The following is a 23,478-nucleotide window of genomic DNA, read 5'->3' on the forward strand; positions in this document are numbered from 1 at the left end:
GGATGAGCGACACCGACATCGCGGTCGTCGGCATCGGCCTGCGGTTCCCGGACGCCTGGACCCCGCGGGACTTCTGGCGCAACCTGGAGGACGGCGTGGTCTCGCTGCGGGAGCTCCCGCGCGAGGCGATGCTCGCCGCCGGCGTCACCGAGGCGATGCTGGGCGAGCCCGACTTCGTCAAGGTCGGCACGACCCTGCCGGGCCACGCCGACTTCGCGGCCGACTTCTTCGGCTACCCGCCCACCGAGGCGGAGCTGGTCGACCCGCAGCAGCGCATCTTCCTGGAGGCCTCGTGGGAGGCCCTGGAGACGGCCGGGCACGCGCCCCGGCCCGGCGGCCCCGTCGTCGGCGTGTTCGCGGGCGGCGCGCAGAGCACCTACACCTCGGTGCTGTTCGCGGCCAAGGCGCAGGCCGAGGGCATGGCCGCGGCCATCGACGACGTGGACCTGCACCTGGGCGGGCTGGGCGACTTCCTGCCCTCCCGGGTGGCCTACAAGCTGGGCCTGCGCGGCCCGACGGTCGGCGTGCAGACCGCCTGCTCGTCCTCGCTGTACGCGGTGCACTACGCGACGCTGAGCCTGCTGTCCGGCGAGTGCGACATCGCCCTCGCCGGTGGCGCGACCGTGCTGGAGCCGATCGCGGGCTACCGGTACCAGCCCGGCGGGCTGATGTCCGCCGACGGCTTCTGCCGGGCCTTCGACGCCAGGTCCACCGGCACCTCGTTCAGCTCCGGCGTGGGCGTGGTGGCGCTGCGCAGGCTGTCCGACGCGCTGGCCGACGGCGACCACGTGCTCGCCGTGGTCAAGGGCAGCGCGGTCGGCAACGACGGCGCGGACCGCTCCGGCTTCACCGCGCCCAACCCGGTCGGCGTGGCCGAGGTCGTCTCCGGCGCGCTGCGCGTGGCGGGCGTGAGCGCGGACGAACTGTGCTACGTCGAGGCGCACGGCTCCGGCACCTCGTTGGGCGACCACATCGAGCTGCGCGGCCTGGCGCAGGGGCTGCGCGCCGGCACCTCGCGCACCGGCTTCTGCTCGCTGGGCACGGTCAAGGCCAACATCGGGCACACCGGTCCGGCCGCGGGCATCGCCGGGTTCATCAAGGCGGTCCGCATCGCCCAGACCGGCACGCTGCCCGCCCACCCGGCGTTCGAGCGGCCCCGCGACCCGGGCCTGCTGGCCGAGAGCCCGTTCCACATCGCCACCGAGGCGGGCGCCACCACCGACCGCGACCGGCACGTGCTGGTCAACTCGATGGGCCTGGGCGGCACGAACGTCGCCGCGGTGCTCGCGCCGCCGCCCGCGCCGACCCGGCCGGCCGCCCGCGCGGACGGCGTCGTGCGGCTGGTGCTGTCCGCGCGGACCCGCACCGAGCTGGACGCCCTGTCCAAGCGGCTCGCCGACGAGCTGGACCCCGACGCGGCGGCGGACGTCGCCCACACCCTGCGCGTGGGCCGCAAGGCGTTCCCGGAGCGCCGCGTGGTCAGCGCGCCCGCCGGCGGGCTGGCCGCCGCGCTGCGCCTGCCCCGGCCGCCGGCGGTGCGCACGGTCCGCTCCACCCCGCGCCGCGCGCTGGTCGCCCTCGCGGAGGGCGCGGACCGGGCGGCGCTCGACCGCCTCGCGCTCGCCTTCGGGTCGGACGTCGAGGTCGTCGCCGGTCCCGAGGACAACCCGCCGCCGAACACCCACGTGGTGTCCGCGCGGGCGGACGCGGACGAGGCGATCACCGACGCGTGGCTCAACGGCGTCGAGGTGGACTGGGCCGCGCTGTCGGACGGCACCGGCCGCCGCGTGCCGCTGCCCGCCTACCCGCTGCCGCGCCGCCGGGCCTGGGCGCTGGACCGGTACCCGGCCCTGCACGCCACGCCCGCGCCGGCGTGCGCGGCCGTGCCGTCGGCGTCGGCGTCGGCTTCGGACGAGCCCGTGACCGGGGCCGACGACGTGGAGCAGGGCCTGCTGGAGGTCTGGCGCGACCTGTTCGGCGGCAGCCGGGTCGGCCTGGACGACGAGTTCGGCGCGCTCGGCGGCTCGTCGCTGCTGTCCGTGCAGATGGTGCTCAAGATCCAGAAGCGGTTCGACGTGCTGGTCAACGTGCACCGGGCGGGCGGCAGCAAGGCCACCGTGCGGCGCATCGCGGAGATCGTGCGCGGCCTGCGGGCGGGCGCCGAGCGCGGCTCGTCCGACATCGACCCGATCGCCGACGGCGACGGCGAGCTGGTGGACCGCGACCTCCAGCTGCCGCTGGGCGAGTTGGCGCCGTTCGAGGCGCCGGGCCGCGACGTGCTGCTCACCGGCACCACCGGCTTCCTGGGCACGTTCCTGCTGCACGAGCTGCTCGCGGCCACCGAGGGCCGGGTCTACTGCGTCGTCCGCGCGGACGACGAGGCCGCGGCCCGGCAGCGGCTGCGCGACGCCTCGGCCAAGTTCGGCCTGCCCGAGCCCGACCCGGCCCGCGTGCACCTGGTGCTGGGCGACCTGAGGAACGTCGCGGAGCTGCTGGAGTCCTACCGGGACGGCGAGTTGACCGGCCGCGTCGGCTACGTGCTGCACTGCGCGGCCAAGGTCGTGTTCACCGAGCCCTACCGCGTGCTGCGCGAGGACAACGTCCTGGCGACGGTCGACCTGCTGCGCTGGATGCGCGGTCACGGCATCCGCGACTTCAGCTTCGTCTCCACCGTCGCGGCCACGCACTACGCCCTCGGCACGGACAACAAGATCCTGGAGACCCGCGACCAGCCGCTGGACCCCCAGCAGGGCGGCTACGGCGTCGGCAAGTGGGTGGCGGAGCGGCTGCTGGAGCGCGCCGAGCAGGACGGGATGCGGGTCCGGGTCTTCCGGCCCGGCTTCATCCTCGGCTCGACCAGGACCGGGGCCTGCAACGACAAGGACCTGATCTGGAACGTCCTCACCAGCGGCCTCGCGGTCGGCGCGCACCCGCTCGACGACCGCGCCATGCCGATGGCCCCGGTGGACGTGGTGGCCAGGGCGATGGCCGAGCTGACCGTGTCGCCCGGCTCGGTCGGCCGGGTCTACCACCTGGTGGACCGCAAGAGCTTCAGCCCGCGCCGGCTGTTCGGGCTGCTGGCCGGAGCCGGCTGGCCGACCGAGGCGGTGACCCCGGGTGACTGGCAGCGGCGGGTCGCGGACAAGGCGCTGGACACCGGCAGCGGCCTGCTGTCGACCATGGCGCTCTACGAGCTGGACGGCCACGAGCTGGACGAGGACGGCCTGGAGGCGGTCGCCTGGCGGCCCTGGCTGGAGCGCGCCGAGCTGGGCTCCGCGCCGACCGGCGACCTGCTGCGGCGCTGCCTCACCTTCCTGGCCGAGCGCCACCCGAAGTTCGGCGACCTGATCGGCGACCTGCTCGTCCGGTCCGCCGTGGACGACCAAGACCCCGTGGAGGTTCGATGAGCGAGCAGGCGATCACCCGGCTCGGCGTGGTCGGCGCCGGGACGATGGGCACGGCCCTGGCGACGCTGGCCGTCGGCCGCGGCCTGCCCGTGGTGCTGGTCGACGTGGACGACGCCGTGCTCGACCGCGCCCGGGACAACGTGGCGCAGCAGCTGCGGCTGGCCCAGCTCATGGGCAGGCTGCCGCGGACCGCGCGGGCCGGCGAGCTGGTCACCACCACCTCGGTGGACGCGCTGGCCGACGCCGACGCCGTCATCGAGGCCGTGACCGAGCTGCCCGAGGTGAAGGCCAAGGTGCTGGCGGAGGTGTCCGCGGCGGTGCGCCCCGGAACCCTGCTGGTGACCAACACCTCGGCCATCCCGGTGGACGAGCAGGCCGACTGGACCGCCCGGCCCGAGGAGCTGGTCGGCATCCACTTCATGAACCCGCCCTACCTGATCCGCACCGTCGAGGTCATCCACGGCCCGCGCACCGGTCAGGCGGCCAGGGACCGCACCGACGCGCTGCTCGCCGTGCTGGACTGCGAGGGCGTCGTGGTCGGCGACGGGCCCGGGTTCGTCATCAACCGCATCCTCCAGCGCATGATCAACGAGGCGGCCCGCATCGTGGAGGAGGGCCGCGCCACCCCCGAGGCGGTGGACGCCGTCTTCCAGGGCTGCCTCGGGCACCGCACCGGCCCGCTGGCCACCGCGGACCTGATCGGGCTCGACAACGTCGTGGACTCCCTGAGGGTCCTGCGCGAACGCACCGGCGACCTCGGCTACGAGCCGTGCGACCTGCTGGTCGCGAAGGTCGCCGCCGGCGACCACGGCCGCAAGACCGGCCGCGGTTTCTACGAACACGGAGAGGCACAGTCGTGACCACGTCCACCCCCCAGCACACGAACTCCGAGATCGAGCAGCACGTCCTGCGCTTCATCGAGCAGCACACCAAGAAGTCCTGGGACGTGGACACGGACCTGTTCGCGTCCGGCGCGGTGTCGTCGATGTTCGCGCTCCAGCTCGTGATGGCGCTGGAGAAGACCTTCGACATCTCGGTCGCGGGCGACGACCTCAAGCTGGACAACTTCCGCACCGTCACCGCCATGGTGGCGCTGGTGCGCAGGCTCCGGGACGAGGACAGCGGTGAGTGACGAGCTGAGCGCGGCCTCCGCGCTGGTCACCGAACTCGTCGGCGACTCCGCCGGCGAGTGGGACCGCGCGGGCCGCATCCCCGTCGAGCTGGTCCGGCGGCTGGGCGCGGAGGGCCTGCTGTGCGCCGAGGTGCCCGCCCGCTTCGGCGGGCGCGGCTGGAGCAGCCTGGACAACGGCGCGTTCACCGCCCACGTCGGCTCGCTGTGCAGCTCGTTGCGCAGCCTGATGACCTCGCAGGGCATGGCCGCGTGGGCGGTCCAGCGCTTCGGCTCCGCCGCGCAGCGCGCGCACCACCTGGCCCGCCTCACCGGCGGTGAGCTGGTCGGCATCGGGTTCAGCGAGCCCGGCGCGGGCAGCGACCTGTCCGCGATGAGCACCACCATCCGGGTCGACGGCGACACCGTCGTGGTGGACGGCGCCAAGGTGTGGCTGACCGGCGCCGGGTACGCCGACCTGCTCGTCGTGGTCGGGCGCTTCGGCGACGGCGCGGCCGCGGTGGTCGTGCCCACCGACGCCGCGGGCGTGTCGATCAGCCCGGTGCCCGACCCCCTCGGCTGCCGCGCGGCCGGGCACTCGACGGTCGGGCTGCGCGACGTCCGGCTGCCGCTCGACGCGCTGCTCAGCGGCGCCGGGCAGCCGATGTCCATGCTCGTCACCACCGCGCTGACCTACGGCCGCGTGTCCGTGGCCTGGGGCTGCGTCGGCATCCTGCGGGCCTGCCTGACCGCGGCCACGCGGCACGCGGCCACCCGCACCCAGTCCGGCAAGCCGCTGGCCGGGCACCAGCTCGTCGCCGGGCACCTGGCGGACCTGCTGGTCGCCGAGCAGGTGGCCACCCGCGTCTGCGAGCACGCCAGCCGGTGCTGGGACGACAGCTCGCCCGAGATGGTCACCGCCGCCGTGCTGGCCAAGCACGTCAGCGCCACCAACGCCGCGCGACAGGCCTCGACGGCCGTGCAGGTGCTCGCCTCCGCGGGCGCCGAGGACGGCCACGTCGTCGCCCGCGCCTACCGGGACGCGAAGCTGATGGAGATCATCGAGGGCAGCAACGAGATCTGCCGGCTGGTGCTGGCCGAGCACGCCCTGGCGGTGGCGTCGTGAGCGCGCCGAGCGGCACGGGGGCCGAGATCGGCATCGGCGCCGTCCACTGCGTCCTGCCCGACGGCCGGGCCAAGGTCGTCGACCTGCCCGAGTTCGCCTCGCTCGCCCACGAGGAGGCCGAGTTCGCGCGGGCCTCGGGCGTGGAGACCGTCGCGGTCTTCGACGACGAGCCCACCACGGACCTGGCCGCGCGGGCGTGCCGCGGGCTGCTCGCCGCCCACCCCGGCCGACCGGACGTGCTGATGCTGGTCAGCCCCCGGTCGCCGGAGGTGCTGCTGGGCTCGGACGTGGGCGCGGTGGCGCACGGCAGCGGCCTGGCGTCGTTCTCGTTCACCGTGGACGGCCTGGGCTGCACCGGCTCCAGCGCGGCGTGGGCGCTCGCCCGCGACCTGCTGGTCGCCGACCCGGCGCGGGAGAGCGTCCTGATCGCCCACGCCAGCAGGCCGACCGGTGTGGACCGCATCCGCTACCCGGTCACCGTCATCGGCGACGGCGCGTACGCCATGACGATGGTGCGCGGCGGGCGGCCGGTGCTGCGGGCGCACCGGATGGAGACCGACGGCAGCTTCCACGACCTGTTCCGGGTCGACTACAAGCAGGCGCCCTGGTACGAGTGGCGCGAGGAGTGCCGGTCGGCCGACCGCTACCGCTTCGACCTGGCCATGCACAGCCAGAAGCGGCTGGACCGGCTGGTGGACCGGGTGCTGGCCGACGCCGGCGTCACCAAGGCCGACGTCGGCGCGACGCTCATGCAGAACGTCACCGCGAGCGCCTACGACTTCTACACCACCCTGCTCGGCGTGCCCGTGCACCCCGTGTGCGGGCAGCACCTGCGCGAGCTGGGGCACCTGGGCGCGATGGACGTCGTGCTGAACCTCGACCGCCTGCTGGCCTCCGGCGAGCTGGGCCGGGGCGACCTGGTGCTGGTGCTGAACAACAGCCCCGTCGCGGCGTGGGCGGTGACGCTGTGGGAAGTCTGAACGAAGGGGGAGAACGGGTGAGCGAGCAGCCTGCGGTCAAGTGCCTGGTGTGGGACCTGGACAACACGCTGTGGCGGGGGACCCTGCTGGAGGACGGCGAGGTCGAGCTGGTCGACGAGCTGCGCCGCGTCGTCGTCGAGCTGGACTCGCGCGGCATCCTCCAGTCCGTCGCCAGCCGCAACGACCACGACCAGGCCTGGGCCAAGCTGGAGGAGCTGGGCCTCGCGGAGTACTTCGTGCTGCCGCAGATCGGCTGGAGCCCCAAGTCGGGCTCGGTGCGGGCGATCGCGGACGCGCTGAACTTCGCGCCGCGCGCCATCGCGTTCATCGACGACCAGCCCACCGAGCGCGCCGAGGTGTCCTACCACCTGCCCGAGGTGCGCTGCTACGAGGCGGAGCAGGCGGTCGGCCTGCTCGACCTGCCCGAGTTCGACCCGGTGGTCACCGAGGACTCCCGGCAGCGCCGCAGGATGTACCAGGCGGGTTTCCGGCGCGACGCCGCCCGCGCCGAGTACAGCGGCGCGGACGAGGACTTCCTCCGGTCCCTGGAGCTGGAGCTGCGCGTCGAGCGGGCCGGTGAGCAGGCACTGGCGCGGGTCGAGGAGCTGACCCTGCGCACCAGCCAGATGAACGCCACCGGCGTGCACTACTCCGACGCCGACCTGCGCGCCCTGATCGCCGACCCCCGGCACGAGGTGCTCGTCGCGACGCTGAAGGACCGCTTCGGCCCGCACGGCGCGATCGGCGTCATGCTCATCGAGAAGCACGCCGGGGTGTGGAACCTCAAGCTGCTGGCGACCTCGTGCCGCGTGGTCGCGTTCGGCACCGGCGCGGTGATCCTGCGCTGGCTGACCGACCAGGCCGCCCGCGCGGGCGTGCACCTGGTGGCGGACTTCCGGCGGACCGACCGCAACCGGATGATGGAGATCGCCTACCGCTTCGCCGGGTTCACCGACACCGGCTGCCGGTGCGTCGCCGAGCTGCCGCCCGCGGCGGGCCCGGAGGGCGTGGAGCGGCTGCACCTGGTGCCCACGCGGCAACCGGAGGCGACCACCATGGCGGTGTTCGCGCCCGAGCTGGGCGGCCGCACCCTCTACGAGTGGTTCGAGGGCTCGGTGCGCCGCTTCCCGGACCGGCCCGCGCTGGAGGTCCGCGGCGAGGCCGTGACCTACGGGCAGCTGCACCGGGAGGTCGTGTCGCTGGCCGACCGGCTGCTGCGCGAGCACGGCGCGCCGCCGAAGCGGCTCGCGCTGCTGGCGGCCCGCAGCCGGGTCGCGTTCACCGGCTACCTGGCCGCGCTGCGGCTCGGCGCGACGGTGACCCCGCTCAACCCGGCCTACCCGGCCGACCGCAACCGCATGGTGTGCGAGCTGGCGGGCGTCGACCTCGTCGTGGTCGACGAGTCCGGCGCGGCCCAGCGCGACGCCGAGCTGGACGCGCTCGTGCCCACGGTGGTGCAGCTGACCGAGGCCGACATCACCGACACCGGCGTGGACGAGGCGGACCTGCCCCCGTACGCGGTGTCCCCGGACGACGTGGCCTACGTGCTGTTCACCTCCGGGTCCACGGGGCGGCCGAAGGGCGTGCCGGTCCGGCACCGCAACCTCTCGCCGTACGTCGCGCACAACATCGAGCGCTACCGGGTCGAACCGGGCTGCCGGATGTCGCACACGTTCGACCTGACCTTCGACCCGTCGGTGTTCGACCTGTTCGTCACCTGGGGCGGTGGCGCGACGCTGGTCGCGCCGCAGCGCAACGAGCTGCTCACGCCGGTGGACTACCTGGTCAACCACGGCATCACGCACTGGTTCTCGGTGCCGTCGGTCGTGTCGGTCAGCGCCGAGCTGGGCAACCTGCCCACCGGCCTGGTGAGCGGCCTGCGGCACAGCGTGTTCATCGGCGAGCAGCTGACCTCGCGGCAGGCCGCCGCGTGGCACGCGGTCGCACCGGACGCGGTGATCGAGAACGTCTACGGCCCCACCGAGCTGACCGTGGCGTGCACCGAGCACCGGCTGCCGCGCGACCGCGCCGAGTGGCCGGAGACGTCGAACGACACCGTGCCGATCGGCCCGGTGTACGACTTCCTGGACTGGGTCGTGCTGGACGAGGACGGCCGCCCGGCGCAGGAGGGCGAGCTGTGCGTGCGCGGCGCCCAGCGCTTCGACGGCTACCTCGACCCGGGCGACAACGCCGGCCGCTTCCTCGCCTTCGACGGCGAGCGCGCCGAGCCGTACGACGGCGACGGCCCGCTGACCCCGGGGCACTACTACCGCACCGGCGACCGCGTGCGGCTGGAGCGGGGGGAGTGGGTCCACCTGGGCAGGCTCGACAACCAGGTGAAGGTCCGCGGCTACCGCATCGAGCTGGGCGAGGTCGAGGCCGCGATGCGCAAGCACCCGGACGTCTCGCAGGCCGTCGTGATCGCCCACCGGAGGGGCGACGACACCGAGCTGGTCGGCTTCCACACCGGCAGCCCGGTGGAGCCGACGGCGTTCCTGCTGTGGCTGCGCAAGAAGATCCCCGTGCACATGGTGCCGCGGCGCTACGTCCACCTGGACGCGCTGCCGCTCAACGCCAACGGCAAGGCGGACCGGGGCAGGCTCCGCGAGCTGCTCACCGCGCCGGACCTCGTCTGACCCGAACCAGGAAGCAGAGGAACACCCCATGGCGGCCGTACCGTCCTTCGTCCGGCACCTCATCCCCGACCGCGGTCCGATCCGGGTCCTCGCCGCGAGCAACCTGGCGCGGACGATCGGCAACGGTGTGCTCATCTCCGTCACCGTGCTGTTCTTCACCCGCTCGGTCGGCATCCCCGCCACGCAGGTGGGCCTCGGCATGACCCTCGCCGCCGTGCTCGGGATGCTGGTCAGCATCCCGGCCGGGCGGGTGGCGGACGTGCTGGGCGCCCGCACCGCGGCGATCGCGTTCGTCGCGCTCCAGGGCCTGACGATCTGCACCTACGCCCTCGCCGGCGGTTTCGTCGGGTTCGTCGTCGCCTCGACGCTGGTGGTCTCGGCGCAGTCGGCGGCGGACGCGGCCCGCGGCGCGCTGGTCGCGGGCGTGACGAAGGGCAAGGACCGGGTGCGCGCCAGGGCGTACCTGCGGTCGATCACCAACATCGGTGTGTCGATCGGCGCGGTCGCCGGCGGTGTGGCGCTGCACTTCGACTCGCGGGCGGGCTACGTGTCGCTGCTGTTCGCGGCGGGCCTGCTGTACGTGGTGGCGGGCCTGGTCTTCCTGAAGGCCCCGAACGTGCCGCCCGCGGTGAAGTCGGCGGAGGACGGCGGCCCCACCTGGGTGGTGCTGCGGGACCGGCCGTTCGCGGTCGTCGCGCTGCTCAACGCGGTCCTGGTGATGAACGGCGGCATCCTCACCGTCGCCCTGCCCATCTGGATCGCCGAGCGCACCGAGGCGCCGACCTGGGTGTACTCCGGCATCCTGCTGCTCAACACCGTGATGGTGGTGCTGTTCCAGGTGCGGGCCAGCCAGGGCGCGGAGGACGTCGAGGGCGGCGCCAGGGCGCTGCGGCGCTGCGGCGTCCTGCTCGCGATGTGCTGCGGCCTGTTCGCCCTGGCCGCCGGGCAGCCGGCGTGGCCGGCGGTCGTGGCCCTGGGCCTGGGCGCGCTGGTGCACGTGTTCGGCGAGCTGCTCTACAGCGCGGGCTCGTGGGCGCTGGCCTACGAGCTGGCCCCGGAGCACGCCCAGGGCCAGTACCAGGGCCTGTTCGGCATGTCGACGCAGCTCGGCTCGGTGGTCACCCCGGTCGCCGCCACCACGCTGGTGATCGGCCTCGGCTGGCCGGGCTGGCTCGTCTTCGCCGTCGTCCTGCTCGCCGCCGGCCTGGCCGCGCCCGCCGTCGCCCGCTGGGCCCAGGGCACCAGGCCGCAGCAGCCCGCCGAGAGCGCCCTCCCGGCCTGACCACCTCTTGGGGGACACCATGGACTTCAGCCTGTTCTACTTCGCCAACGACAGCCGCGAGCTCGACGCCAACCGCTACCAGCTCCTGCTGGACGGCGCGCGGTTCGCCGACCGCAACGGCTTCACCGCCGTGTGGACGCCCGAACGCCACTTCCACCCGTTCGGCGGGCTCTACCCGAACCCGTCGGTGACCGGCGCCGCCGTCGCCACCATCACCGAGCGGATCCAGATCCGGGCCGGCAGCGTCGTCGCGCCCCTGCACCACCCGCTGCGCATCGCCGAGGAGTGGTCCGTGGTGGACAACCTCTCGGGCGGTCGCGTCGGCCTGTCCTTCGCCTCCGGTTGGCACGCCGTGGACTTCGCGCTCAAGCCGGAGAACTACGCCGACCGCAGGCAGGTGCTGATCGACTACACCGACCAGGTCCGCCGGCTGTGGCGCGGCGAGCAGGTCGACGTGGTCGACGGCACCGGCGCGCCGCAGCGGATCGGCGTCTTCCCGCCGCCGGTGCAGCCGGAGCTGCCCGTGTGGATCACCAGCGCGGGCGGGGTGGAGACCTTCCGCAACGCGGGCCGCGCCGGCGCCGGGCTGCTGACGCACCTGCTGGGCCAGGACGTCGACGACCTGGCCGGGAAGATCGCCGAGTACCGCGCCGCGGCGCGCGAGCAGGGCTCCGAGGGCCACGTCGTGCTCATGGTGCACACCTTCCTCGGCGAGGACGAGGACGTGGTGCGCGAGCAGGTGCGCGGCCCGATGTGCGACTACCTGCGCAGCTCGCTGGGCCTGCTGCTGGGCTCGCAGCAGGGCAGCGCCCGCAAGGTCGACCCGGCCAAGCTGCGCCCGAAGGACGTCGACTTCCTCGTCGAGCGGGCGTTCGACCGCTACTACGACGACGGCGCCCTGCTGGGCACGGTCGACAAGGCCGCGCGCGTGGTCGAGCGGGCGCGGGCCGCGGACGTGGACGAGATCGCCTGCCTGATCGACTTCGGCCTGCCGCAGCGGACCGTCCTGGCCGGCCTGGAGCAGCTCAACCGGCTGCGCGAGCTGACCTCGTCGCCGCTCGCGGCCACGACGTGAGCACCGCGGTGGAGCCGGACCTCGGCAGGCGCTTCCGCCACGCCGCGGGCCGGTTCCCGACCGGGGTGACGGTGCTGAGCACGGTCGAGGACGGCCGGCCGTGCGGCATGACCGTCAGCTCGTTCACCTCGGTCTCGCTGGACCCGCTGCTGGTCCTGGTGTCCCTGGGCAACGGCTCCCGGACCTGCGAGCGGATCCGGCGGTCCGGCGTCTTCGCGGTCACCGTGCTCGCCGACGCGCAGCAGGAGGTGGCGCGGTGGTTCGCGGGCCGCGCCCGCCCGGACGGCGCGGTCGCGTTCGACGGCATCCCCTGGCGGCCCGCGCCGCACTCGTCGGCGCCGATCCTCACCGACGGCGTCAGCTTCTTCGACTGCGAGGTCGAGCAGGTCCACGCCGCCGGGGACCACGCGGTGGTGATCGGCGCGGTTCGCGCCTTCGACGTCCTGTCCGACCGGCCGCCGCTGCTGTTCGTGCGCAGCCGGTTCGGCCGGCTGACCGAGTGAGAGCAGGTCAACCCATGCTGGAGATCGTTCGCGAGTGCTACGGCTTCCGCGTCGTGTGCTCGGTGCACCCGGAGGCGCGCGAGGTCGTCGACCTCTTCTTCGGCTCCGCGGAGCCGCCCGCCTCCGCCCCGGAGGTGCGCCTGACCTTCGAGGTGACCGACGGCGCGGGCGTGCCCACGGTCAACCCGCCGCACACGCTGGAGGTGATCGCGTCCGACCCGATCACCGTGGACACCGGCAACTCGCGCGCGGTGATCGTGCCGGACGAGTGGCGCGCCACCGTCACCCTGGCCCGCGGCGACCTGGCCGACCAGGTCGTGTGGGGCCGCTACCTCCTGGAGCGGCTGTTCCTCTACCTGGTGTGCCGCTCGCCCCGCCACTACCCGCTGCACGCCGGCGCCGTCGGCCTCGACGGCGAGGTGGCCCTGGTGTCCGCGCCGACCGGCACGGGCAAGTCGACGTTCAGCTTCTGGTGCCTGGAACGCGGCGCGGACCTGGGCGGCGAGGACATCATGGTCCGGCACCTCGACGACGAGCCCGGCGTCGTGTGGGGCTACCCGCGGGCCGTCTACCTCGACCGGGCCACGATCGACCGCGCCACGGTGCTGGACGGCGCGCTGATCAGCGAGATCGACGACGGCGCGAAGAGCCGCGTGCGCCTGCCCGACGCGCTGTCCGACCGGCTGCGCCCGCGCACCCGCCCCGGGTCGGCGGTGTTCCTGGTCCGCGACGGCTCCACCGGGGTGCGGCCGCTGGGCGTGGTCGAGGCCGTCGAGCGCTGCCGCGACGACTTCGCCACCGGCAAGACCGACCCGGCCGTGCTCGCCGCGGTGGAGGAGGACCTGCGCGTGCTGCTGTCCGGGCTGCCGGTGCACGAGTTCTCCCTGTCGGAGGACCTGGACGAGTGCTTCGACGGGATGCGCGCGCTGCTGCGGGCGCCGCAGGCGGTGCGCTGACCGCCGTGCGCTGCGAGGTGTGGTGGGCGCGCCCGGTCGACGGGCTGACCGGGCTGCTCGACGCCGACGAGCGCGCCCGGTTGGCCCGCTTCCGCGACCGGGGCGCGCTGCTGCGCCACGTCACCGGCCGGGCCCTGGCCCGGGTGCTGCTCGGGCGGGAGCTGGGCGCCTCCCCGGCCGGGGTCCGGCTCACCGCGTCGTGCGAGCGGTGCGGCTGCGCCAACGGCAAACCGCGCCTGGCCGAGCCGCGCGGGGTGCACTTCTCGGTGTCGCACTCGGGGGACCGGGTGGTGGTCGCGCTGTCCCGCGGCGCGGACGTCGGGGTGGACGTGGAGGAGACCGGACCGGTGGACCCGCGCGCGGCCGAGCTGGCCGGCTGCCCGGCCGGGGCGGGGTTCCACCTGGCGTGGGCGCGCAAGGAGGCGGTGCTCAAGGCCACCGGGCACGGCCTGTCGGTGCCGCCGGCCGCGGTGCGGCTCAGCCCGCCGGACGAGCCGCCGCGCCTGCTCGGGTGGTCCGGGCCGGAACCGCTCGGCACGCCGGTGGCGCTGCACGACCTCGACGCCGGGCCCGGCTACGCCGCGTCGGTGGCGCTGCTGACGGGCGGGGCGTGGGCGGTGGAGCAGTTCGACGCCGTGCCGCTGCTGGCCGGGCACGGCGCGACCGCGGGCTGAGGCTCGGCCTCGGCGCCCCGCACGGCCTTGCGCGTGGCGGTCGAGGAACCCTCCGCGCCCACGAGGGCGTGCCGCGGCACGTGCCCGTGGTCGCGCATCGCGGCCTTGCTCACGGCGGCGATCCCGTAGTCGTCGCCGGAACAACCGCCCGGGCTCCCCGTCTCACCCGTGCGGGTGATCCTGGTTCTTCTCCGCCGGTCCGAGCAGCAGGCGCAGCGCGGGCTCGAAGTCGGCGCGCACCGGGCGGCTCGGTGACACCAGCGCCTGGTGCAGCAGGCCGTCGAACAGGACGGTGAGCACCCGCGCGGTCGGCTCGGCCACGTGCCGCGCGAACACCTCGGCCAGCATCCCGTCCCACGCCGTGCTCGCCGACCGCAGGGCGGGACGGCGCAGGGCCGCGCTGTAGAGCTCGTAGGCGAGCACGCTCGTCTTCCGGTGCCGCGTCGACAGCGTCACCAGGAAATCCGACAGCTCGGCGCACAGATCAGCTCCTGGTCCGAGGGAATCGGCCCAGCGGCGCAACCTCGCCACGTTGCGCCCGGCCACCGCCCTCACCGCCGCGACCAGCAGCTCGTCCAGGTCGGCGAAGTGGTACGTGGTGGAACCCAGCGGGACGTCGGCCTTCGCCGCCGCGGCCCGGTGCGTCAGGGCCGACAGGCCGGACTCCGCTATCACGTCGACCGCCGCCCGCACTATGCGTTCCCGCCTGTCGGGATCGATCCGCCGTGCTGATCCCATGAGATCCCCTCTCGCGCAAGCACTTCCGGCAACGGTGTCCACCCAGCGGGAAAGAACATCGGTCCATGTGTACCTCTGTACATTCGCCGCCGACCGCTCTTCCCGCCACCGCACGGAGTTTCCCATGGCCCAGAAGGAACGGCGCACCGCCGCGTTGTCGGCGCCGCACTCGGTGCTGGTGCGCGTGGCCGCCGTGGTGGCGCTGCTCGGGATCTGGCAGTTGCTGGTGCTCGCGCAGTTCTGGCCGCCCGCGGTGCTGCCCGGCCCGGGGCAGGTGTGGGACCAGCTGCTCGCCGCGTCCGACGCGGGCAACGGCCAGGGCGGGTACGCGGGGTCCACTGTGGTCGAACGACTCGGCGTGAGCCTGCGCCGCGTCGGCTACGGCGTCCTCTACGGCGTGCTGATCGGCGTCGCGCTCGGGCTGGTCATGGGACTGGTCCCGGTCGTCCGCGCGGTGGCCGAGCCGTTCGTGACGTTCCTGCGCGCCCTGCCGCCGCTGGCCTACCTCAGCCTGCTGGTCATCTGGTTCGGCATCGACGAGGAACCCAAGGTGTACCTGCTGGTGGTGGCCGCGTTCCCGCCCGTCGCGGTGGCGACCGCGGCGGCCGTCACCGGCGTCAACCGGCAGTACGTGGAGGCCGCCCACGCCCTCGGCGCGAACCGGCTCGGGGTCGTCACCACGGTGGTGCTGCCCGCGTCCGCGCCGGAGATCCTGACCGGCGTGCGGCTGGCCGTGGGCATCGCCTACAGCTCGGTCGTGGCCGCCGAGACCGTCAACGGCGCGGACGGCATCGGGGGCATGGTCCTCAACGCCCAGCGCTACAACCAGACCGCGGTGGTCCTGCTCGGGCTCGTCGTCATCGGCGTGACCGGGCTGCTCATCGACACCGCCCTCCTCGCGCTGCAACGCGCCGTCTCGCCGTGGCGCGGGCGGGCGTGAGCGCCGAACACCGGGAGCACCACCATGTCCGTCACCCGCAGATCGGTCCTGTCCCTGCTCGCCGCCGCACCGGTGTTGGCCGCGTGCGGGGTCGGCGGCTCGTCCTCGGGCTCCGGTGAGCGGCCGAAGGTCCGCGTCGCCTACCAGAACTTCGCCGACAGCACCCTGCTGGTCAAGGACCGGGGGACGTTGGAGGCGGCGCTGCCCGGCCACGAGGTCACCTGGACCTCGTTCGACTCCGGCGCGAGCATCAACACCGCCTTCCTCGGCGGCGCGATCGACCTCGCGGTCATCGGCAGCAGCCCGGCCGCGGCCGGGCTGAGCGCGCCGCTGAACATCCCCTACCAGGTCATCGAGCTGCTCAACGTGATCGGCGACAGCGAGGCCCTGGTGGTGCGCCGGGACACCGGCATCACCGACATCGGAGGGCTGGCCGGCCGCAAGGTCGCCGCGCCGTTCGGCTCCACCGCGCACTACAGCCTGCTGGCCGCCTTCGAGCGGGCGGGCGTCGACCCGGCCTCGGTCACCCTGGTGGACCTGGAACCGCAGAACATCCAGGCCGCCTGGCAGCGCGGCGACATCGACGGGGCCTACGTGTGGACGCCGGTGCTCAGCGTGCTCCAGCAGGACGGCGTGACGCTCACCGACAGCGCCGAGCTGGCCGCCGCCGGCAAGCCGACGCTGACGTTCACCGTGGCGCGCACGGAGTTCATCGAGCGGAACGGCGACGTCGTCGACCAGTGGCTCGCCGCCACCGACGACGCGCTCAAGAAGGTCAAGGCGGAGCCGCGGGTCGTGGCCGAGGCCGTGGCGCGGCAGATCGGCGCCGGCGTGGACGACGCCCTCTCCCAGCTGGAGCAGAACATCTACCTGGACCACGCCGAGCAGCTCACGCCCGAGTACTTCGGCACGCCCGGGTCGCCCGGCGCGCTCGCCGACCAGCTGCTGGCCACCGCGCAATTCCTGCACGGGCAGAAGAAGGTCGAGTCCGTGCCGGACCTGGGCGCGTTCCGCGCGGCGCTGCGGGCTCCCCGTGGGTGAGCCGCTGGTCGAGCTGACCGGTGTCGAGCACCGGTACCGGGCGGGCCGCGACCACGTGCCCGCCCTCGGACCGCTGGACCTGCGCGTCGACCCGGGCGAGTTCCTGGTCGTCGTCGGGCCCTCCGGGTCGGGCAAGAGCACCCTGCTGCGGCTGGTCGGCGGCTTCGAGCGACCCACCACCGGCGAAGCCCGGGTGCTCGGCGGCGCGCCCGTGGCCGGCCGGGACGTCGGCACGGTGTTCCAGCAGCCCAGGCTGTTCCCGTGGCAGACCGTCGGCGGCAACATCGGCACCGCGCTGCGCTGGGCCGGCGTGCCGCGCGCGGACCGCCCCCGGCGGATCCGCGACCTGCTCGGCCAGGTCGGCCTGGCCGAGCTCGCGCCGCGCCGCACGTGGGAGGTCTCCGGCGGCCAGCAGCAGCGGGTGGCGATCGCCCGCGCCCTGGCCGCCCGGCCCCGGCTGCTGCTGATGGACGAGCCGTTCGCCGCGCTGGACGCGCTGACCCGCGAACGGCTCCAGGAGGACGTCCGCTCGTTGACCGACGACGAGCGGGGCGTGGTGTTCGTGACGCACAGCGTGGACGAGGCGGTGTTCCTCGCCGACCGCGTCGTCGTGCTGTCCGACCGGCCCGGTCGGGTGGCGCTGGACCTGCCCGTGCCGCTGCCGCGCTCCGGCGTGCCGGCCGACGAGCTGCGCGGTTCGGCGGAGTTCGCCGCGCTGCGCGGCGAGGTCGCCGGGGCCGTCCGCGCGGTCGCGGCCTGACCCAGTGGGGAGAACCATGACGCACTTCGAACCTCTCACCCCGACCCTCGGCGCCCGGGTGACCGGCGTCGACCTCAACGACGTGGCCTCCGCCGAGGCGGGCGCGCCGCTGCGCGCGGCCCTGGTCGAGCACAAGGTGCTGGTGTTCCCCGGCCAGTCGCTGACCCCGACCGCGCACCGCGCGTTCGCCGCCGCGCTGGGCGAGCCGACACCCGCCCACCCGGTCGTGCCCGGCCTGGACGCCGACCACCCGGAGATCTACGTGCTGGACGCGGGCGACGGCGGCAAGGCCCCCGTGTGGCACACCGACGTGACCTTCGTGGCGCGGCCGCCGCTCGGGTCGGTCCTGCGGGCGGTGACGCTGCCGCCGACCGGCGGCGACACGTGCTGGACCGACCTGGAGGCTGCCTACCTGTTCCTGTCCGAGCCGCTGCGCGAGCTGGCGGACCGGCTCACCGCGCTGCACGACGGGCGCGAGGACTTCGAGGAGTACCTGCGCGACCGGCTGGGCGGCGAGGGCAACACCTGGGAGGGCGAGCGCGTCCGCTCGCTGGAGCCGGTCGAGCACCCGGTGGTGCGGGTGCACCCGGAATCGGGTCGGCGGAGCCTGTTCGTGAACCCGGGGTTCACCACGCGCCTGCTGGGCGTGACCGAGGGGGAGAGCCGGGCGCTGCTGGACGTGTTCTTCGCCGCGGTGGGCAGGCCGGAGTTCACCGTGCGGCACCGGTGGAGCGAGGGCGACGTGGTGGTGTGGGACAACCGGAGCACGGCCCACTACGCCGTGGACGACTACGGCGACCTGCGGCGCGTGATGCACCGGATCACGCTGCGCGGCGACGTGCCGGTGGGGGTGTGAGCCGCGTCCGCTGACGGGACGCCGAGCCCCGCCGTTCCCCGGTGGGCCGCCGGACGGGCGCGCCCCGCTCGCCCCGGCGGCCCACCCGTCGCGCTCCCGGCCACGCCGGGGTCCGGCATTTCAGCCACTTGGACCGGTTAGACGACCGTGTAGTTCAGGGAACCCCGGTGGAGGACGCGACGAAGAAGGAACGGAGCACCTCCGATGAACGTGACCCGGGAACTCGTGGCCGGTGGCGCGGGTGAGTTCATGACCGTGCGGCACCTCGTGGTGTCGGGCAGCCAGTCCGAGGTCGGCCGCGCGCTCGCCGAGGAGGCCAGGGGCCGCGGCTGGCGGCCCGTGCCCGCCGACCCGACCGTCGGCCGGGCCCGCCGCACCTGGTTCGAGAGCAACTGGCCGCAGCACCACGCGCGCATGGCGGGCGCGGCCGAGGTGGCCGGCGTGCGCCCGGGGGACGACGACGTCCACCTGGACGGGCTCACCAGCCTGCCGGTCGGTTCGGCCTGCTCGGCCACGTGGAGCGCCCCGTCGAGGACCGCAGACGGGCACACGCTGGTCGGCCGCAACTACGACTTCTTCACCCTCGGGCAGCGGCAGCTGGTCGCGATGATGTCCGGTGACGAGGGACCGGAGGACGAGCCGCCGATGTCCTCGCGCCCGTACGTCATCACCAGCGTCCCCGACGACGGGCCGGCCACGACCGTCGTGACGATGAACGAGCTGGACGGCTGCATGGAGGGCATCAACGAGCACGGGCTCGTGGTCGTGCTCCTGGTCGCCGACGCGGAGAGCACGAACGCGCCCGTGCAGGCCGGGCCGCAGGTCGGCATCAGCTCGGGCCAGCTGCCCCGGTTCGTGCTCGACACCTGCCGGGACGTCGAGCAGGCCAAGCAGGCGCTGCTGACGGCCAAGCAGTACGACCTGGGCACGCCGCTGCACTACCTGGTCGCGGACCCGTCTGGCCGGGCCTTCGTCTGGGAGCACGGCCACGGCGGCGTCGAGCACATCGTCGAGGCCGACGGCGAGTCCCTGAGCGTGACCAACCACCCGCTCCACGAGCGGCCCGACCCGGCCGACCCGCCCCGGGACACCGAGGAGACCATGTTCACCCACGAGCGCCTGGAGAAGCTGGGCAAGCGGGTGGAGTCCGGTTCGATGTCGCCGGAGCGGCTGCGCGAGGCGCTCGACGAGGTGCGGTTCGACGGGCGCAAGGCCGCGGGCTCCCCGCTGCGCACGCTGTGGCGCACGGTCTTCGACCTCGACGACCGCACGATGGCGACGCGCTTCTACCTCGGTGACGCGGCCGACGGCGAACCGCGGTACAGCGAGGAGGCCGTCTTCCGGCCTGCCCTGGGCTGACGCGCGAGGCGCCCGCGCGTTGGGCGCCCACGCGCGTTGTACAACCGCGCGCGTTGGGCGCCCGCGTGGAGGTGAAAGGCGTCCGGATCCACCGCGGCACGCCCGTTACCGCTCAGTAGAGCTGGTTGTCCACCCTCCGAAGTGGACGCGGCCTTTCGGTCTACACCTCCGTTGCTCCGAACGGCCCCATTCCGGTCCTCGCAGGCATGTGCTTTGCGTCACGTTTTCCACTTTGCGCGTAATACTTCGGTGTCACCGTGATGACGCGGCCGTGTCCGCGGGTGAACCGCATTCGGGCCCCGGTGGAGAACACCGCAGATCGGCGCGGCTTTGTCGGAAAGCAACAAGGGCCGGCCTTGACATGTTCACAATCGTGAGAACATGGGTTCGGGGCGTTGACCGCACGCACCGGGTTGCCTTCACTACTCCACGTCATCGGGCCTGCCGCAGCTTGCCGCCGGGAGTAATGCATGGTCAACCGTTCCGACCTCGTCATCGCGGTGAACCCGGTGCACAGGCCCGCCCCCCGGCTGACCGCCGCCGTCGCCCGCGCGGGTGTGCTGGGCGTGCTGGAGCTGCCCGCGGGCGATCCGCGGGCGGCGGCCGACGCGCTGGACCTGGCCGCGCGGTGGACCCCGGGACCCTTCGGGGTCCGGGTCCGGCGCGGCTGCCCGGCCGTGGACCTGCCCGCGAGCGCGGGCACCGTGCTGCTCGCGGACCCGACCCGGGACCCGGGCGAGTTCCCCGGCCGCCGCGTGCTGGTCGAGGTCACCGACCTGGACGAGGCGCTGTCCGCCGTGGCGGCGGGCGCGGCCGGGCTGGTGGCGCGCGGCCGGGAGGCCGGCGGCCGGGTCGGTGAGCTGAGCACCTTCGTGCTGGTGCAGCAGGTGCTGGCCGCGGTCGACGTGCCCGTGTGGGCGGCCGGCGGCATCGGACCCCACACCGCCGCGGCCGCGGTCGCCGGCGGCGCGGCGGGCGTCGTGCTCGACACCCAGCTCGCCCGCTACCCCGAGGCCGGCCTGCCGCTGGAGGTCACCGCCGCGCTCGACGGCCTCGACGGCTCGGAAACGGTGCTGCACCAGGGCTTCCGCGTGCTGCGCAGGCGCGGACCCGGCGTGCCGGACCTGCCCGCCGAGGGCATCGGCGACCGGCTCGGGGCCGACGACCCGCGCGAGCAGTTCCTGCCGGTGGGCCAGGACGTGGCGCTGGCGACGGTGTTCGCCCGCCGCTGGCGCACCCCGGGGGCCGCCGTGCGCGCGGTCCGCGACGCGGTGCTGGCCGCCCTCGCCGACGACGCCGCACCCGCCGTGCTCGAGCCGGGCTCCACCGGCGCCCGGCGCCTGGGCACCGCGCTGCCGGTGGCGCAGGGCCCGATGACCAGGGTCAGCGACCGGCCCGGTTTCGCCGCCGCGGTGGCCTCGGCGGGCGGGCTGCCGTTCCTCGCCCTGGCCCTGTCCGGCGCGGAGCAGACCCGCGAGCTGCTGGAGCGCACCCGCGACGAGCTGGGCGACGCGCCGTGGGGCGTCGGCGTGCTCGGTTTCGCCGCCGAGGACGTGCGCACCGCGCAGCTGGAGGTGGTGCGGGAGGTCCGGCCCACCCACGCGATCATCGCGGGAGGCCGGCCCGCCCAGGCCGCGGACCTGGAGGCCGCGGGCATCGCGGCGTTCCTGCACGTGCCCTCGCCCGGCCTGCTCCGGCAGTTCCTCGCGGCCGGCACGCGGCGGTTCGTGTTCGAGGGCGCGGAGTGCGGCGGCCACGTCGGGCCGCGCAACAGCTTCCCGCTGTGGGAGTCCCAGGTGGACGTCCTGCTCGACCACCTCGCCGCGGGCGGCGCGGCCGAGGAGCTGACCGTCCTCTTCGCCGGCGGCGTGCACGACGAGCGGTCCGCCGCGATGGTGGCCGCGCTCGCCGCGCCGCTGGCCCGCGCGGGCGTCGGCGTCGGCGTGCTGATGGGCACCGCCTACCTGTTCACCGCCGAGGCCGTGGGCACCGGGGCGATCGGCCCGGTGTTCCAGCGGCAGGTCGTCGCCGCCGAGCGCACCGACCTGCTGGAGACCGCGCCCGGCCACGCCACCCGCTGCGTGCGCAGCGGGTTCACCGGCGAGTTCACCGCCCTGCGGGAACGGCTGCGCGCGGACGGCGTGCCCGACCGGGAGGCGTGGGAGCGGCTGGAGCGGTTCAACGTCGGCCGGCTGCGCCTGGCCAGCAAGGGCCTGGAGCGCGTCGGCGACGACCTGCGCCCGGTGGACGAGGACCGCCAACTGGCCGAGGGCATGTTCATGGCGGGCGAGGTGAGCGTGCTGCGCGACGCCGTCACCACGGTCGCCGACCTGCACGAGTCGGTCGGCGCGTCCGCCGCCCGGTGGCTGCGGGACCGCGCCGGCGCGGTGCGCGCGGCGCTGGCCGAGCCCGTCGTCGCCGAACCGGCGCCCGCGCCGCTGCGCGTGGCCGTGGTCGGCATGGCCTGCGTGTTCCCCGGCGCGCCCGACCTGCCCTCGTTCTGGGCGAACGTGCTGGCCGGCCGCGACAGCATCACCGAGGTGCCCGCCGAGCGGTGGGACCCGGAGGTCTACTACGACCCCGAGGGCGACGGCGAGCGCACCCCCTCGCGCTGGGGCGGCTTCCTGCCGCGCATCCCGTTCGACCCGCTGGGCTACGGCATCCCGCCCGCGTCGCTGGGGTCGATCGAACCCGTGCAGCTGCTCGCGCTGGAGGTCGCCCGGCGCGCCCTGGTCGACGCCGGCTACCCGCACACCGAGGCCGACCACCGCCGGACCTCGGTGGTGTTCGGCGCGGAGTCGGGCAGCGACCTGTCCAACGCCACCACGCTGCGCACCGTGCTGCCCGCCTACCTGGGGCAGGTGCCGCCCGCGCTGGACGCGCAGCTGCCCCGGCTCACCGAGGACTCGTTCCCCGGGATGCTGGCCAACGTCATCGCCGGGCGCGTGGCCAACCGCCTCGACCTCGGCGGCGCGAACTACACCGTCGACGCCGCGTGCGCGTCCTCGCTGACCGCGGTCGACGTGGCGTGCAAGGAGCTGGTCACCGGCACCAGCGACCTGGTCGTGTGCGGTGGCGCGGACCTGCACAACGGCATCAACGACTACCTGCTGTTCTCCTCGGTGCACGCGCTCTCGCCCAGTGGCCGCTCCGCGACCTTCGACAGGTCGGCCGACGGCATCGCGCTGGGCGAGGGCGTGGCGTGCGTGGTGCTCAAGCGGCTGGACGACGCGGTGCGCGACGGCGACCGGGTCTACGCGGTCATCGACGGCGTCGGCAGCGCCAGCGACGGCCGCGCCCTGGGCCTGACCGCGCCGCGGCCCGAGGGGCAGCGCGCCGCGCTCACCCGCGCCTACCGCAACGCCGGCGTCTCACCCGCGCGCGTCGGCCTGGTGGAGGCGCACGGCACCGGCACCGTGGTCGGCGACCGCACCGAGCTGAAGGTGCTCACCGAGGTGTTCGCCGAGGCGGGCGCGGGACCCGGCTCGTGCGCGCTCGGCTCGGTCAAGTCGCAGATCGGGCACACCAAGTGCGCGGCGGGCCTGGCCGGGCTGATCAAGGCCGTGCTCTCGGTGCACCACGGCGTCAAACCGCCCACGCTGCACCTGCGCGAGCCCAACGAGGCGTGGGAACCCGCCAGCAGCCCGTTCGCCTTCCACACCGCGGCGCGGCCGTGGGCGGCCGAGGCCGCCGACCGGGTCGCGGGCGTGAGCGCGTTCGGGTTCGGCGGCACCAACTTCCACGTGGTGGTGCGCGCCCACGAGCAGGCCCCCGCCGCGCACGCGCTGGACCAGTGGCCCGCCGAGCTGTTCGTGTTCCGCGGCGCGGACCCGGTGGCGGCCCGGCGCGCCGCGGCCGAGCTGCTGGACCGCGCGCCCGGCGCACGGCTGCGCGACCTCGCGCTGCGCGCGGCGACGCGGGCGGACGTGGCGGCGGGACGCGGCGAGCGGGCGTGGCTGGCGGTGGTGGGCGCGGACGTGGCGCAGGTGCGCGCGGCGATCGCGGGGGAGCGCGCCGAGGGCGTGTTCCACGCCGAC

At 74.7% G+C, this 23,478-nt stretch carries 18 protein-coding genes and 1 pseudogene; 18 read left to right on the plus strand and 1 reads right to left on the minus strand.

The window, feature by feature from the left end:
• Positions 1–2: 2 nt before the first annotated feature.
• From ABD223_RS41300 to ABD223_RS41355, 12 genes and pseudogenes are all read left to right on the plus strand, one after another.
• Positions 3–3,407 (plus strand): thioester reductase domain-containing protein, encoded by a 3,405-nt coding sequence (locus ABD223_RS41300; protein WP_344043420.1) that lies wholly within the window; start codon positions 3–5, stop codon positions 3,405–3,407.
• Positions 3,404–4,267: a 3-hydroxyacyl-CoA dehydrogenase family protein gene (locus ABD223_RS41305; RefSeq protein ID WP_344043423.1), complete on the plus strand. Its 864-nt coding sequence runs from the start codon at positions 3,404–3,406 to the stop codon at positions 4,265–4,267. The genes ABD223_RS41300 and ABD223_RS41305 overlap by 4 nt, the downstream gene beginning before the upstream one ends.
• Complete coding sequence (locus tag ABD223_RS41310; RefSeq protein WP_344043425.1) at positions 4,264–4,539, plus strand: acyl carrier protein; 276 nt, start codon at positions 4,264–4,266, stop codon at positions 4,537–4,539. Before ABD223_RS41305 ends, ABD223_RS41310 begins: the two co-directional genes overlap by 4 nt.
• A complete protein-coding gene (locus ABD223_RS41315) occupies positions 4,532–5,641 on the plus strand; it encodes an acyl-CoA dehydrogenase family protein (RefSeq protein WP_344043427.1) in 1,110 nt (369 codons plus the stop codon). Before ABD223_RS41310 ends, ABD223_RS41315 begins: the two co-directional genes overlap by 8 nt.
• Positions 5,638–6,621, plus strand: a complete 984-nt coding sequence (locus ABD223_RS41320; protein WP_344043429.1) for a 3-oxoacyl-[acyl-carrier-protein] synthase III C-terminal domain-containing protein — start codon at positions 5,638–5,640, stop codon at positions 6,619–6,621. Before ABD223_RS41315 ends, ABD223_RS41320 begins: the two co-directional genes overlap by 4 nt.
• A 17-nt stretch (positions 6,622–6,638) precedes the next feature.
• A pseudogene (locus tag ABD223_RS41325) lies at positions 6,639–7,700 on the plus strand (HAD-IIIC family phosphatase); the annotation flags it as partial.
• On the plus strand, positions 7,677–9,257 hold the full coding sequence (locus tag ABD223_RS41330) for an amino acid adenylation domain-containing protein (protein WP_344043452.1): 1,581 nt from the start codon (positions 7,677–7,679) through the stop codon (positions 9,255–9,257). The pseudogene ABD223_RS41325 and the gene ABD223_RS41330, both read left to right, overlap by 24 nt.
• Positions 9,258–9,285: 28 nt before the next feature.
• A complete protein-coding gene (locus ABD223_RS41335) occupies positions 9,286–10,539 on the plus strand; it encodes an MFS transporter (RefSeq protein ID WP_344043431.1) in 1,254 nt (417 codons plus the stop codon).
• 19 nt (positions 10,540–10,558) lie between these two features.
• Positions 10,559–11,614, plus strand: a complete 1,056-nt coding sequence (locus tag ABD223_RS41340) for an LLM class flavin-dependent oxidoreductase (protein ID WP_344043433.1) — start codon at positions 10,559–10,561, stop codon at positions 11,612–11,614.
• On the plus strand, positions 11,611–12,117 hold the full coding sequence (locus ABD223_RS41345; protein ID WP_344043435.1) for a flavin reductase family protein: 507 nt from the start codon (positions 11,611–11,613) through the stop codon (positions 12,115–12,117). Before ABD223_RS41340 ends, ABD223_RS41345 begins: the two co-directional genes overlap by 4 nt.
• Positions 12,118–12,131: 14 nt before the next feature.
• Positions 12,132–13,073 (plus strand): hypothetical protein, encoded by a 942-nt coding sequence (locus ABD223_RS41350; RefSeq protein WP_344043437.1) that lies wholly within the window; start codon positions 12,132–12,134, stop codon positions 13,071–13,073.
• A 5-nt stretch (positions 13,074–13,078) separates the two neighbouring features.
• Entirely contained in the window at positions 13,079–13,747 is a 669-nt protein-coding gene (locus ABD223_RS41355) for a 4'-phosphopantetheinyl transferase family protein (protein WP_344043439.1), read from the plus strand.
• Between the two features lie 162 nt (positions 13,748–13,909).
• On the opposite strand, the gene ABD223_RS41360 is transcribed toward ABD223_RS41355, so the two are convergent.
• Positions 13,910–14,485: a TetR/AcrR family transcriptional regulator gene (locus ABD223_RS41360; protein ID WP_344043441.1), complete on the minus strand. Its 576-nt coding sequence runs from the start codon at positions 14,483–14,485 to the stop codon at positions 13,910–13,912.
• A gap of 124 nt (positions 14,486–14,609) precedes the next feature.
• Between ABD223_RS41360 and ABD223_RS41365 the strand changes: the two genes are divergently transcribed.
• The 6 genes from ABD223_RS41365 to ABD223_RS41390 form a co-directional block, all read left to right on the plus strand.
• A complete protein-coding gene (locus ABD223_RS41365) occupies positions 14,610–15,425 on the plus strand; it encodes an ABC transporter permease (RefSeq protein WP_344043443.1) in 816 nt (271 codons plus the stop codon).
• Positions 15,426–15,449: 24 nt separating this feature from the next.
• On the plus strand, positions 15,450–16,466 hold the full coding sequence (locus ABD223_RS41370) for a taurine ABC transporter substrate-binding protein (RefSeq protein WP_344043445.1): 1,017 nt from the start codon (positions 15,450–15,452) through the stop codon (positions 16,464–16,466).
• Positions 16,459–17,226, plus strand: a complete 768-nt coding sequence (locus ABD223_RS41375) for an ABC transporter ATP-binding protein (RefSeq protein ID WP_344043447.1) — start codon at positions 16,459–16,461, stop codon at positions 17,224–17,226. Before ABD223_RS41370 ends, ABD223_RS41375 begins: the two co-directional genes overlap by 8 nt.
• A gap of 16 nt (positions 17,227–17,242) precedes the next feature.
• Positions 17,243–18,082 carry a TauD/TfdA dioxygenase family protein gene (locus ABD223_RS41380; protein ID WP_344043449.1) on the plus strand — a complete coding sequence of 280 codons (840 nt, stop codon included), beginning with the start codon at positions 17,243–17,245 and terminating at the stop codon, positions 18,080–18,082.
• A gap of 204 nt (positions 18,083–18,286) precedes the next feature.
• A complete protein-coding gene (locus ABD223_RS41385) occupies positions 18,287–19,441 on the plus strand; it encodes a C45 family autoproteolytic acyltransferase/hydrolase (RefSeq protein WP_344043450.1) in 1,155 nt (384 codons plus the stop codon).
• A 470-nt stretch (positions 19,442–19,911) separates the two neighbouring features.
• Positions 19,912–23,478 (plus strand): beta-ketoacyl synthase N-terminal-like domain-containing protein (locus ABD223_RS41390; protein ID WP_344043451.1); only part of this gene is annotated, 3,567 nt, incomplete at its 3' end.

Source organism: Saccharothrix xinjiangensis (assembly GCF_039527585.1).
Lineage (GTDB): Bacteria > Actinomycetota > Actinomycetes > Mycobacteriales > Pseudonocardiaceae > Actinosynnema > Actinosynnema xinjiangensis.